This is a genomic window from Streptomyces sp. JW3 (genome assembly GCF_052216785.1).
GTDB lineage: Bacteria > Actinomycetota > Actinomycetes > Streptomycetales > Streptomycetaceae > Streptomyces.
This window is the reverse complement of record NZ_JBQOUX010000163.1, coordinates 1-13,325: the sequence shown is the minus strand read 5'-3', so window position 1 is coordinate 13,325 and position 13,325 is coordinate 1. Positions and strand designations below refer to the sequence as shown.

Below are 13,325 nucleotides of genomic sequence, written 5' to 3'. Positions count from 1 at the left end.
CCCCGGCGCAGGCGGCTCCGGCCGCCCAGCCCGCCGCCGCCAAGCCGGCGCCCGCCAAGGCGGCACCGGCGCAGGCCGCGCCCGCCGCGGCGAGCGCCGAGGGTCCCGAGCTGGTCACCCTGCGCGGTCCGTCCGCCGCGGTCGCCAAGAACATGGACGCCTCGCTGGAGATGCCCACGGCCACGTCCGTGCGCGCCGTCCCGGTGAAGCTGCTGTTCGACAACCGCATCGTCATCAACAACCACCTCAAGCGGGCCCGCGGCGGGAAGATCTCCTTCACGCACCTGATCGGGTACGCGATGGTGCAGGCCATCAAGGCCATGCCGTCCATGAACTGGTCGTTCCAGACCAAGGACGGCAAGCCGACCATGGTCAAGCCGGAGCACGTCAACCTCGGTCTCGCCATCGACCTGGTCAAGCCCAACGGCGACCGCCAGCTGGTCGTCGCGGCGATCAAGAAGGCCGAGACGCTGAACTTCTTCGAGTTCTGGCAGGCCTACGAGGACATCGTCCGGCGCGCCCGCGACAACAAGCTGACGATGGCCGACTTCACCGGGGTCACGGTCTCCCTGACCAACCCCGGCGGCCTCGGCACCGTCCACTCGGTGCCCCGCCTGATGCCCGGCCAGTCGGTCATCATGGGCGTCGGCGCGATGGACTACCCGGCGGAGTTCCAGGGCACCAGCCAGGACACCCTGAACAAGCTCGGCATCTCCAAGGTCATGACGCTCACGTCGACCTACGACCACCGCACCATCCAGGGCGCCGCGTCCGGCGAGTTCCTGCGCCAGGTCGCCAACCTGCTGCTCGGCGAGAACGACTTCTACGACGAGATCTTCGAGGCGCTGCGCATCCCCTACGAGCCGGTCCGCTGGCTCAAGGACATCGACGCCTCGCACGACGACGACGTCACCAAGGCCGCCCGGGTCTTCGAGCTGATCCACTCCTACCGGGTGCGCGGCCACGTCATGGCCGACACCGACCCGCTGGAGTACCAGCAGCGCAAGCACCCCGACCTGGACATCACCGAGCACGGGCTCACCCTGTGGGACCTGGAGCGCGAGTTCGCCGTCGGCGGCTTCGCCGGCAAGTCGATGATGAAGCTGCGCGACATCCTCGGCGTGCTGCGCGACTCGTACTGCCGCACCACCGGCATCGAGTTCATGCACATCCAGGACCCCAAGCAGCGCAAGTGGATCCAGGACCGGGTGGAGCGCGGCCACGCCAAGCCCGAGCGCGAGGAGCAGTTGCGCATCCTGCGCCGCCTGAACGCCGCCGAGGCGTTCGAGACGTTCCTGCAGACCAAGTACGTCGGCCAGAAGCGGTTCAGCCTGGAGGGCGGCGAGTCCGTCATCCCGCTGCTCGACGCGGTCCTGGACTCGGCGGCCGAGTCCCGCCTGGACGAGGTCGTCGTCGGCATGGCCCACCGCGGCCGGCTGAACGTGCTGGCCAACATCGTCGGCAAGTCGTACGCGCAGATCTTCCGCGAGTTCGAGGGCAACCTCGACCCGAAGTCGATGCACGGCTCCGGTGACGTCAAGTACCACCTGGGCGCCGAGGGCACCTTCACCGGCCTGGACGGCGAGCAGATCAAGGTCAGCCTGTGCGCCAACCCGTCGCACCTGGAGACCGTCGACCCGGTCCTGGAGGGCGTCGCCCGCGCCAAGCAGGACATCATCAACAAGGGCGGCACCGACTTCACCGTGCTGCCGGTGGCGATCCACGGCGACGCGGCCTTCGCGGGCCAGGGCGTGGTGGCCGAGACCCTGAACATGTCGCAGCTGCGCGGCTACCGCACCGGCGGCACGGTCCACATCGTCATCAACAACCAGGTCGGCTTCACCGCCGCGCCCGAGTCCTCCCGCTCGTCGATGTACGCCACCGACGTGGCGCGGATGATCGAGGCCCCGATCTTCCACGTGAACGGCGACGACCCGGAGGCCGTGGTCCGCGTCGCGCGGCTCGCCTTCGAGTTCCGTCAGGCGTTCAACAAGGACGTGGTGATCGACCTCATCTGCTACCGCCGCCGCGGCCACAACGAGTCGGACAACCCGGCCTTCACCCAGCCGCTGATGTACGACCTGATCGACAAGAAGCGCTCGGTGCGCAAGCTGTACACCGAGTCCCTCATCGGTCGCGGCGACATCACCCTGGAAGAGGCCGAGCAGGCGCTCCAGGACTACCAGGGCCAGCTGGAGAAGGTCTTCACCGAGGTCCGCGAGGCCACCTCGCAGCCCGCCTCGGTGGCGCCCTCCGACCCGCAGGCCGAGTTCCCGGTCACCGTGAACACCGCGGTCACCGCGGAGGTCGTCAAGCGGATCGCCGAGTCCCAGGTCAACATCCCCGACCACGTCACCGTGCACCCGCGGCTGCTGCCGCAGCTCCAGCGCCGCGCGGCCATGGTCGAGGACGGCACCATCGACTGGGGCATGGGCGAGACCCTCGCCATCGGCTCCCTCCTCCTGGAGGGCGTCCCGGTCCGCCTCGCCGGCCAGGACTCGCAGCGCGGCACCTTCGGCCAGCGGCACGCGGTGATCATCGACCGCGCCAAGGGCGACGAGTACACCCCGCTCCAGTACCTCTCCGAGGACCAGGCGCGGCTGAACGTCTACAACTCGCTGCTCTCCGAGTACGCGGCGATGGGCTTCGAGTACGGCTACTCGCTGGCCCGCCCGGACGCGCTGGTGATGTGGGAGGCGCAGTTCGGCGACTTCGTCAACGGCGCGCAGACCATCGTCGACGAGTACATCTCGGCCGCCGAGCAGAAGTGGAACCAGACCTCCGGTGTGGTCCTGCTCCTGCCGCACGGCTACGAGGGCCAGGGCCCGGACCACTCCTCGGCCCGGGTCGAGCGGTTCCTCCAGCTGTGCGCGCAGAACAACATGACGGTCGCCATGCCGACCTCGCCGTCGAACTACTTCCACCTGCTGCGCTGGCAGGTGCACAACCCGCACCACAAGCCGCTGGTGGTCTTCACCCCGAAGTCGATGCTGCGCCTGAAGGCGGCGGCGGCGAAGGCGGAGGAGTTCACCACCGGCCAGTTCCGCCCGGTCATCGGCGACGACTCGGTGGACGCGGCCGCGGTGAAGAAGGTCGTCTTCACGACCGGCAAGGTCTACTACGACCTGGAGGCCGAGCGGAGGAAGCGCGGCACCACGGACACGGCGATCATCCGCATCGAGCGGCTGTACCCGCTGCCGGGCGCGGAGCTCCAGGCGGAGATCGCCAAGTACCCGAACGCCGAGAAGTACCTGTGGGCCCAGGAGGAGCCGGCCAACCAGGGCGCCTGGCCGTTCATCGCCCTGAACCTGATCGACCACCTGGACCTGGCGGTCGGCGCGGACATCCCGGCCGGCGAGCGGCTGCGCCGGATCTCCCGCCCGCACTCCTCGTCCCCGGCGGTGGGTTCCGCGAAGCGGCACCAGGCCGAGCAGGAGCAGCTGGTGCATGAGGTGTTCGACGCGTGAGGCGTTGACCTCTTCTTGCTGAGGTGAAGGGCCCGGCCCCGGGTTTCCGGGAGCCGGGCCCTTCGGCGTCCGGGCGGGCGTCAGGTGATCTGGGGTTCGAAGTCCCAGTACGGCCGGGTACGGGCCCGGGCGGCGACGGTGTGCGGGTGCAGGTCGCCGAAGACGGCGGCGAAGGTGGTCAGCGCCCGCCGTTCGGCCCGCCCGGCCTCGACGGGCCGGCCCAGCGCCCGCAGCTCGGCGGCGAGCGCCACCAGGGCGGACAGCGCGAACGGATGGCGGGGACCGAGCACCCGGGCGGCCCGGTCCACCGTGTCCCGGCTGAGGTCGAACGCGCCCTCGGCGTCGCGCGTGTGTCACAGACGTGTTGAGAGACCCGGACCGTTCCCCGGTGTGCCGCGGGTTGTGCGCACCGGCGGGGACGTCAGCTCGTCAGCGGGTCGAAGTCCCAGTACGGTCGGTTGCGGGACCGGGCGGACACGGTGTGCGAGTGCTTGCTGCCCAGCGTGTCGTCGAGGTCGGACAGCGCCTCCTGCTCGACCTTCTCGGCCTCCCGGCGTTCCCGCAGGCCGCGCAGGTCGGCCGCGTACGCAACCCGGACCGACAGCGTGAGCGGATGGGTGCGGCCGAGCCACTCGGTGGCGCGCGCCACCGTGCGCCGGGTCAGGTCGGCGGCGCCCTCCACGTCGCCCATGAGGTTGCGCAGCGCGGAGGCGTTCAGGGCGCAGCCCAGGGCCCAGGGGTGGCGCTCCCCCACCGCCTCGGTCATCTCCGCCAGCGCCTGTTCGATGAGGGCGTGGCTGTGGTCCCGTTCGCCGACGTTGCGCAGGATCAGCGCCTGGTTGGCGCGGGCGCCGGCGATGAACGGGTGTCCCTCGGCGTGCATCACCTCGTAGCGGGCGACGACCGCCTCGCTCAGTTCGTGGGCCTGGTCGATGTCACCGTGCTCACGGGCGTAGCAGCTCTGGCCGGTGGCGAACATCAGGGTGTTGGGATGGGTCTCGCCAAGCACCCGCTCACTGCGTTCCAAGACACTGGCGAGCAGCGTGCCGGGCTCCTGGGGGCCGTCGCCGCGGTCCCGCCTGCGGTCGCGGTCGCCCATGCGGTACCGGCACAGGGCAAGGTTGTACTCGGCCCTGAGCGTGTGCGGGTTGTCCCGGCCCAGCGCGAGTCGGCACTGCTCGACGTTGATCCGCTGCACCGACTCCGCCTCGGCATACCGGCCCAGCAGCCGCAGGTCGACGGCGTAGGAGATCTCGGAACTGAGCGTGAACGGGTGCCGGGCGCGCAGGAACTGGCGGCGCGCCTCCATGGTCTCCTTGTCGACGTCCAGGGCCTCCCGGTACCAGCCGAGCAGCCGCAGCGACACCGCCAGGTTGTTCTGCGCGTTGAGGGTGCGCGAGTCCTGTTCGCCGAGCAGTTCGCGGTAGGCGGCCAGCACCCACTGCGACATCTCCAGCGCCTCGTCGTAGCGGCCGAGGCCGCGCAGGTCGGCGGCGAGGCCGGAGGCGGCGCGCAGATGCTCCAGGTCCTGCTCGCCGCGCTCCTCGCGCAGGTGGTCGACGGCGGACCGGCTGAGCGACTCGCTGCGCGCGTAGTCGCCGCTGCCGCGCAGCAGGTTGGTGTAGTGGTACGTCAGTTCCCAGATCCGCGGATGGGCCTCGCCCAGCAGCGCCCGCCACGCCTTCATGGCGCGCTCGGCGAGCTTGACGCCGGAGCGGTACTCGCCGGAGAAGTACATGTAGCGCAGGCAGTTGAAGACCAGGCGCTGCACCTGCGAGTCGCGGCTCTGCAGGACGTCGGCGTGCTTGAGGTGCGGGGCGATCTCCGCGTAGCCGGGCCACAGGTCGGGGTCGGTGGGGCGGCGCGGGTCGGCGGCGGCCAGGGCCCGGCGGACGACGTCGACGAACTCCGTGCGGTCGGCCTCCGGCATGTCGTTGTTGACGATCTGGTGCACCATGCGGTGCAGGTACAGCGACTCGCCCGAGGAGGCCGTCTCGTCGCCGGACATCTCGTGCGACTCCAGGCGCACCACGGAGTACGTACGCAGCTGGTTGATGGCCCGGTTCCACAGCAGCGGGTCGTTGAAGAGCCGCACGAGCTGTTCCGGCAGTTCGTCGGCCGGGGTCTCGCGCAGCATCCGGACCGGGATGAAGCCGGGGGCGAAGAACGTGCACAGCCGCAGCAGGTCGACCGACTCCGGGACGGTGTCGCGGAGCTTGTTCAGCAGTATCGACCAGGCGGTCTGGAAGGCGAGCGGGAAGTCGGCGGAGACCCGCACGACGTGGCTGTCCACGCCGTCCTCCAGCATGCCGATGTAGCGCTCCACCGACATGTCGGAGTCGTTGAGCCAGCCGGCCGTCTGGTCAAGGAGCAGCGGCAGGTCCTCCAGCGCCTCGGCCAGCTTGTGCGCCTCCGGCTCGGTCAGCCGCGGCGCGCGGCGCCGGATGAAGGCGACCGACTCGTCCCGGGCGTAGACCTTGACCTCCAGGAGCTGGCTGTTGTGCTCGCTCCACTCCGGGTTGCGGGAGGTGATGATGACGTGGCCCGGACCGCTGGGCACCATGTCCCAGATCTGCTCCGGCTCGTCCGCGCCGTCCAGGATCAGCAGCCAGCGCGAGTACGGGTCGCCGCGGCGCAGCGAGTCACGCACGGCGCGCAGCCGCTCGCCGTACTCCTGGCCGGTCTGGAGGCCGAGCTTCGGTGCCAGTTCCGCCAGTTGCCGGCGGTAGGTGACGCGGCCCTCCGCGTTGACCCACCACACCACGTCGTACTCGGAGCCGAACCGGTGCGCGTACTCGGCCGCCAGCTGGGTCTTGCCGACCCCGGACATGCCGTAGAACGTGACGACGCCGGCGCCGGGTTCGGCGTTCTGGAGCAGGTTGTACGCGTCGTTGAAGAGCGGCTCGCGGCCGGTGAAGCGGGTGTTGCGGCGCGGTACGGAGCCCCACACGTCCGGCATCGAGGCGGGGAAGCGCGGGCCGCGGCGGGCCAGGGCGGCCGGCTCGGGCAGCGGCTCGGACGGCAGGTCGAGGCGGTCCAGGAGGCGGCGCTCGGCCTCCTCCGCGCCCATGTTGGTCAGTGCCACCGGGCCGAGCACCGCGGCGGCCGACGGGATGGGCGCCGTGGTGACGGAGACGGCGGCGAACCGGGACGGGTCGGGGCCGACCACCTCGCGCAGCGCCTCGTTCCACTCCTCGTGGGAGCGCGGGCCGAGCTGGAAGTACCAGTCACTGACCACGATGAGGATGCGGCCCTCGGCGAGTTTCAGGTCGCGCAGCAGGTCCACCAGCGGGACATCGACCGGTGACTCCCAGCGCAGGTACACCACCCGCTGCCCGCGCCGCTCCAGCCGGTCTCCGATCCAGGCCGCCCAGGCCCGGTTGAAGCCGGCGAAGTGGATGGTGACGGTCTGTTTCGCGGCCCCCCTCTCGGTCGGCCCGACCGGCTTACGAGCTCCAGACATGCAGCGGCCTCCAGCGCGCGTGATACCACGGAATCCTAGGACCTCGGCGCGTCGTACGTAAGGTCGTACGTGAGTCCGCCGGACGACGGAGACGCACCTCGGCCAGACGATCTTTCCGCACCCGGGCGGCGCGCGCAGGCATCCTCACTCATTCGGCCCCGGGAGTGCGGAAGCGTGCCGCTGGATCCACAGGGCGCGCGCCGACTTCATGTACGCCCGCGCACGGGCCGTGTGGTCCCGGGGCGCCGGATGGTCGGCCATCCGCTGGTAGCCGGCGGCCATCTCGTCGACGAACCGGCGGCCGGGCCCGGTGAGGTCGGGCGAGCCGACCAGGGCGGGCAGCGCGGCGCCGACCTGGGCGCGGTAGCGGGCGTGCTGGGACCAGGCCCAGTCGCGTTCCGGCGGGCGGGTGAGCAGGGCCCGGCGCTGGTAGTACGCGGCCATCGCCAGGTGCGAGTAGGTGCCCTGGAGCAGGCCGTCGTAGGGGCGCGGGTCGGGTCGCCAGGGGGCGAAGTAGCGGGCCTCGGGGCCGGCCCGGTGCAGGGTCACCAGGTCGGTGAGGGCGGCGAGTTTGGCGTGCTGGAGTTCGTGCACCAGGGTCGCGGCGAAGGTCACCGGGTCGGGCGGCGTACTGCTGAGCAGCGCGCCGAACGCCTCGCGGCGGGTGGCGCTGCAACTGCCCCGGCCGGTGCCGATGTCGGGCGGCATCTGAAGCGGGACCAGGCAGCGCAGCAGGGCCGCGGTCTCGGTGAGCCGGTGGGCGCCGCCCGACCGCAGGGCGACGGCGGTGCCGCGCCACGCCTGGAGCCAGCGTTTGCGCTCCGCGTCGTCGAGGGTGGCGGCGCCGCTGAGGCTGCCCCGGTGGGTGCTGTAGGGGGCCTCGCGGTACGGGTCGAGGTCGTCGAGGGGCATGGGCGGCGCGGTGGGGAGCAGTCCCGGGAGCACGTGCGCCGGCGTCCACGCGGGCGCGCCGGACCAGGCGCCGGTGCCGTTCTCCAGGTGCACCCGGACGTCGGGCGCGTCCGGCTGCCGGATGGTCAGCACGCCGTCCCGGTGCGTGACGTCGACCGGTACGTCCCCGGCGGCCGCCGTGTGCAGGGCGCCGAGGGACGGGAGGGTGAGGACGCCGGCGCGTGCGGTCAGCCGGGCGGCGAACGCGATGCCCGCCTGGGCGGCGGCGACCGCGGCGACCGCGCTGAAGTGGGCGAGGTCGCGGCGCAGGGTCCGGCCGTCGTCCGCCGTCCCGCGCCGCCCACCGCCGTCCAGACCGCGCAGGCAGGACCGGGCCCAGGGGCCGGTGAGGGGGTGGAGGAGACGGGCTCGGGCGGGGGCGGTCGGGGGAGGGGCAAGGGGGGTGGCACGGGGAGTGCTGGAGGCGCGGCCCACCGCGGTGCCCGCGTCCGCTGCCGACGTCACGTCCGCTTCCGCTTCCGACGCCACCCCCGTATCCGCCTCCGTCCCCGCGTCCGCCGCCGCCAACATCGCCCAGTCCTCCCGCAACCGGGCCTTCCGCCCCGCGTCGCACACCGCCCGGTCGGCCCCCTCGGCCGCGTCGAGCACGGCGCGCAGCATCAGCAGCCGCCGGAGGTCCTGGTCGCGCACGAGGAGACCGAGGGCGTCGGGGCCGCCCTCGGTGCGGGCGAGTTCGGTCAGGATCCGGTCCGGAACGGTCGGGAACATCACAGAGCGCTCCCTTCGCGGGGCGGGGACGGGTCGGGTGCCGCGCCGCCGGCCAGCCGCAGCCGCTGCGCCGCGTGCCGGATGAAGCGCTCCAGGTCGGCGCAGTACACGGACGGGTTCCGGAAGCCGTGTCCGGCCCGGTAGCGGTGGGCGTAGTGGCCGCCACCGCAGACCCGCAGCAGCGGACAGGCCCGGCACTGCCCGGCGAGGGCCGCCGCGCCCGTCTGCCGGGCGGCCACGCCGGGGTGGCGCAGGGCCTCGTCGAAGGTGTGCCGGAACACGTCGAGGCCGGTCTCCGCGGCGCCCGGGTAGGCCGACTTGAGGGAGTCGACCTGCTCGATCGACCCGTCGGTCTCCACCACCACCGCGTCGAACGGCGCGAGCCCCAGCGCCTCGCCGGCCGCCGGCAGGCCCAGCAGCAGCGCCACGCACTCCTCGAAGAGCCGTACCCGCGCCTCGCGCCGCCCGGCCGCCCACCAGCGGTCGAAGACGGCGCACAGCCAGTCGCCGTAGCGGACGCCGGTCCGGCCCGGCGGCGGGGCGGACCAGTTGCCGTGCGGCAGCAGCAGGTCGAGCGCGGGCGGCCGCAGGGCGAGCAGCGACTCGTACGTCTCGACCGGGTCGAGGGCCGGGTCGACGACGGTCAGGACGCCCGCGTACGACGCCGGGAAGCGGTCGGCGACCAGCCGGGCGCCGCGGGAGGCGGCCGGCCAGGACGGGCGCCCCGCGTGGTCGACGCGCCGCCGGTTGTGTCCGGCGGTGCCGCCGTCGAGGCTGATGCCGACCCGGATGCCGGCGCCGGCCAGCACGGCGAGCCGGTCCTCGGTCAGCAGCGTCCCGTTGGTCTGCACGACGGCGTGCACGGCGCATCCGGCGGGGACGCGCGCCCGCACCCGGTCGGTGAAGCGGGCGAGCGGGCCGGCGCCGGACAGCAGCGGTTCGCCGCCATGCAGCACCAGGGCGAGGGAGCGCAGGGCGTGCGCGCGGGCGTGTTCGGCGATGCGCGCGGCGGTGCGGTCCAGGACCTCGGCGGAGGCGGCGGCGGGGCGGGTGCGCCAGCCGTCGTCGGGGCCTTCGTACAGGTAGCAGTAGGTGCAGGCGAGGTTGCAGCGGCCGTGCGTCTTGACAATGAACTGGCGGAAGGGGACGGGCTGTTCGGTCACTGTGCACCCACCCCCAGGCCGTACGCCCCCGCGCCGTCACGGCCGTTGCCGTATGAAGCCGAATTCCCGGCGCGACACCCGCCCGAAACCCGGGCCGCCCGAAGTTGGCCTGATCGGAACGGGCCGCTCGCGGTCAGAAAGAGTTGCGGTCAGAACGAGTTGCGGTCAGAACGAGTTGCGGTCAGAACGAGTTGTCGAACCCCCACATCATGTCGCTGGGCTCCGCGGCCCGGGCCCGCAGTTCCCTCAGTACCTCCCGCAGCACCGGGTGGTCGACCGTGCCCAGCTCCGCCAGATCCAGTGTCAGCAGGTCCGGCAGCGGCTCGCCGCCGCCGGACTCGTACCCTGCGCCCATGTCCCCGTCCCTCTCCCTCGATGTGCCCCGGCCCGTGCGCCGGCCGGCGCGTCACTCCAGTTCGGCCAGCCGCTGCGCGGTCTGCCGCGCCGTCGGTTCGCCCGTGCCCAGCCGGTCCTGCGGCAGCCGGGCCCAGCGCGCGCGGGCCGCCCGGTAGGCGTCCCGTGCGGCGCGCGGCCGGGCCGCCGCCTCAAAGGACATACCCCGCCAGTGGTGCGCCTGCGCGGCCAGTTCCACCGCTTCCTGCCGGCGGCGTTCCGTTTCGGCCTCCTCCTCCGCGCGGGCGGCGGACTCGGCGGCGGCCCGGAAGGCGTCGGCCGCCACGTCAAGGCGGGCCGCCCGGCCCAGGTTCTGGTACGCCTCGAACTGGGCCTGCCCCAGCTCCAGCCGGCAGCGGGCCGCCAGCAGCGGATCGGCCGCGTCCGCCGCCGCGAGCCCGAGCAGGTGCTCGGCCTCCCGCAGGTCCACCCGGTCGCCGCGCACCTGGTAACGGCGCATCAGCGCCCGGCCCAGGAGCAGCAGCCGGTGGGCCGCCCGCGCGCTGCCCGCCGGGGTCTCCATCCGGCAGTCCCGCAGCACCCGGATCGCCCGGGACAGCTGTTCCCGGGACCGCGGGCCGCTCTCCAGGGCCGCCAGCCGCAGCAGTACCTCGCCCCACTCGGCGAGCACGTCGGCGTGGGCCGGCGCGTCCCGCGGCATCCACTGCGCGGCCTGCGCGAACCAGTCCGCCGCGTGGTGCAGTTCGGCCGGCTCCCCCGAGTCGGTGTACCGGGCGCCGGCGATCCGCCCGGCCCGTACCAGCAGCGCGGCCCGCTGCGCCTGCTCCCGTACCAGGCCGAGCGCCTCGTCGACGCGGGAGCGGGCCGCGTCCAGTGAGCCGCCCGACCCCAGCAGCGCGTCCACCAGGTCGGTCAGGGTCCGCACCCGGTCCCGGACCGACTCGGCGGTGTCGGCGGGCGGGTCGCTCTGAAGTGCCTGGCCCAGCGAGCGCGCCGCCTGTTCCGCGTAGAGCCGGCGCTGCGGCGGGTCGGGCGTCACCTCCGACAGCCGCAGCAGCACCCGGCCGTGGGCGAGCGGCAGTTCGGCCGGGCGGTCGCGCCGGTCCGGCCAGGCGTCGGCGAACGCCTCCAGCATGCCGACCGCGCCCTGGAGCAGGGCGCTGTCCTTGCCGAGCAGGTACTGGCTCTCCAGGGCGCCGACCCGTTCCAGGGTGAGCCGCAGCGCCTCCCGCTCGTCCAGGCCGGGAGCGGCGCAGGCCACGGCGTACTCGCGGTCGGCGCGGCGCAGCAGTTCCTGGGCGCCGGTCCGGTCGCCGCGCCGCCGGGCGTCGGTGGCGGCGGCGTGCAGCACCCGCGCGAGGACGGCGCGTTCGCGCAGGGCGTGCGGGTGGGCGGCGGCGCGCTCGGCGGCCTGTTCGGCCTCGCTCAGCAGCGCGTCGCCGCCCTGCACCTCCCACAGCCGCAGCGTGCAGCGCGCGTACTCCGCCCACAGCGCGGGGTCGGCGCCGGCCGGGCCGTCGTGCTCGGTGGCGCCGCGCAGCAGCTGCACCGCGTCGATGAGGTCCTGCACCATGCCCTCGTCGTCGAACCGGACCAGCAGGTCGCGGGCCCGGGTGACGGCCTGGTGCGGGGGCCGGTCGGCGGGCGGCGCGGTGCCGCCGGGGTAGGCCGGCCGGCCGTCGTACGGGGCGAACTGCTCGGGCAGCGGCATGAACCGCTCCAGCACCCGGGCGGCGATCTCCGCGAAGGGCTGCGGGACCCGGTCGTCCTCGCCGTGGTCGCCGTTCTCAGCGGGCCCGCCGGCGTAGCGGACACCGCGGCCCTGGGTGCCTCCCGCGCCCCCGCCACCGCCGCCACCGCTGCCGCCGCCGTCGCCGAGCTGGGCCAGGGCGAGGGCCGGGAAGTTGGGGCCGCCCTTGCCGAAGCGCTGCTCGATGTACTCCGAGCAGTGCTTGAGGACGAGCATCGCCTCGTCGCGGCCGAGCCGGGACAGCAGGGCCTCGCGGACGTCCGGTTCGATCTCGTACCACTGGGTGCCGTCCGGCCCGTACTCCGCGCCGGCCCGGGTGACCAGACCGCTGACCAGCACTTCGGCCAGTTCGGAGGGGCCGGAGTCGGGCAGCATGGTGCGCTGCACGAGCTGCATCACCGGCAGGCACAGCGGGGCCGCCGCGAGGTACACGGCGAGCCGCCCGGCGGCCGGGGAGGCGACCGAGCTGAACCGGCTGACCCGCTGGTACGGCGTCCGCTGCCGGTCCGCGCGCGGCGTTGGGGCGGGCGGCTGCCCGGCCCGTACCCAGCCCACCGCGCCCGGCACCGGGCCCGCGCCGGCCCCGGACAGCAGCCGGGCCCAGGCGCCGAGGGCGACCGGCTCGGGCGGCAGCACCGGCACCGGCAGCGCGCCCTTGCGGGCCGCGGCGGGCCGGCCGCCGGGAACGCGCACCCGCAGGGCGGCGGCGCCGCTCAGGGTGTCGCCGCGCGACAGCTCGCCGAAGGTGACGGGCAGCCGGGTGCGGTTCCACATGCGCTGCGGCAGCGGCTGGAGGACGGCCACCGGGCCCTGCCGGGAGAGCTGGTGGAGCAGCCGGTGGGCGTGGCCGCTGTGCCACAGCGGGCCCGCGCAGTCGCTGACGAACAGCACGATCCGGCGGCCGGTCGGGTCGCTGAGCCGGTCCGCGGAGTGCAGTGGCGCGGTGTGCGCGTCGGGGCCCCGGCTGACCGCCGCGCCGCCGTCCGGGCCCTGGTGCAGATAGCTGACCTCGATGTCCGAGAAGGCGCCCAACTGGCCGAATATCTGCTCCAGTTCGTCGAACAGCCGGTCCCACACCCGCATCGAGGAGGAGGCGTCGAGGACCAGGTGCAGCCGGGCGTCGCGCCGGGTCACCGAGCGGTGCACGGGCAGGATCAGCCCGCCCGCCTGGGCACTGCGCTCGGCCGTGGCGACCTCGTCCAGCTCGGTGCGCCGGGGCGGGGCGGGGCTGCGGTACGCCTGCAACGGACGTAAGGCGCGCTGGAGTTCGAGCGGGGAGGGCAGTACGGGCGCGGCGGGCACGCCCACCGGCAGCGCGCGGGCCCGTCCGGCGCCGCCCGGCGCCCCGGCGCGCGGCACCGGGTACAGCGCCACCCGCCGGTCGGCCGGGTCGGCGTACGGCGGTTCCTCGGGCGCGGCGGTGCGGGCCGCGTCGTCCGGCCGGGCGT

At 73.8% G+C, this 13,325-nt stretch carries 6 protein-coding genes and 1 pseudogene; 1 reads left to right on the top strand and 6 read right to left on the bottom strand.

Going from position 1 to position 13,325, the window contains the following annotated elements; genetic code table 11:
* Positions 1–3,467 (top strand): multifunctional oxoglutarate decarboxylase/oxoglutarate dehydrogenase thiamine pyrophosphate-binding subunit/dihydrolipoyllysine-residue succinyltransferase subunit (locus ACTT8P_RS36405; protein ID WP_442836080.1); only part of this gene is annotated, 3,467 nt, incomplete at its 5' end.
* A gap of 80 nt (positions 3,468–3,547) precedes the next feature.
* On the opposite strand, the pseudogene ACTT8P_RS36400 reads toward ACTT8P_RS36405, so the two are convergent.
* From ACTT8P_RS36400 to ACTT8P_RS36375, 6 genes and pseudogenes are all read right to left on the bottom strand, one after another.
* A pseudogene (locus ACTT8P_RS36400) lies at positions 3,548–3,778 on the bottom strand (hypothetical protein); the annotation flags it as partial.
* 110 nt (positions 3,779–3,888) lie between these two features.
* Positions 3,889–6,930, bottom strand: a complete 3,042-nt coding sequence (fxsT, locus tag ACTT8P_RS36395; RefSeq protein ID WP_442836079.1) for an FxSxx-COOH system tetratricopeptide repeat protein — start codon at positions 6,928–6,930, stop codon at positions 3,889–3,891.
* Positions 6,931–7,074: 144 nt separating this feature from the next.
* On the bottom strand, positions 7,075–8,610 hold the full coding sequence (locus ACTT8P_RS36390) for an aKG-HExxH-type peptide beta-hydroxylase (protein ID WP_442836078.1): 1,536 nt from the start codon (positions 8,608–8,610) through the stop codon (positions 7,075–7,077).
* A complete protein-coding gene (locus ACTT8P_RS36385; RefSeq protein WP_442836077.1) occupies positions 8,610–9,773 on the bottom strand; it encodes an FxsB family cyclophane-forming radical SAM/SPASM peptide maturase in 1,164 nt (387 codons plus the stop codon). Before ACTT8P_RS36385 ends, ACTT8P_RS36390 begins: the two co-directional genes overlap by 1 nt.
* Before the next feature lie 181 nt (positions 9,774–9,954).
* Entirely contained in the window at positions 9,955–10,128 is a 174-nt protein-coding gene (gene fxsA, locus ACTT8P_RS36380; RefSeq protein WP_361161424.1) for an FxSxx-COOH cyclophane-containing RiPP peptide, read from the bottom strand.
* A 51-nt stretch (positions 10,129–10,179) separates the two neighbouring features.
* Positions 10,180–13,325, bottom strand: a 3,146-nt coding sequence (locus ACTT8P_RS36375) for an SAV_2336 N-terminal domain-related protein (RefSeq protein ID WP_442836076.1), incomplete at its 5' end; no start/stop codon positions are given.

Coding starts and splice junctions, on each gene's coding strand:
- fxsT (WP_442836079.1), bottom strand. CDS start 6,930: ATGTCTGGAGCTCGTAAGCCGGTCGGGCCGACCGAGAGGGGGGCCGCG.
- ACTT8P_RS36390 (WP_442836078.1), bottom strand. CDS start 8,610: ATGTTCCCGACCGTTCCGGACCGGATCCTGACCGAACTCGCCCGCACC.
- fxsA (WP_361161424.1), bottom strand. CDS start 10,128: ATGGGCGCAGGGTACGAGTCCGGCGGCGGCGAGCCGCTGCCGGACCTG.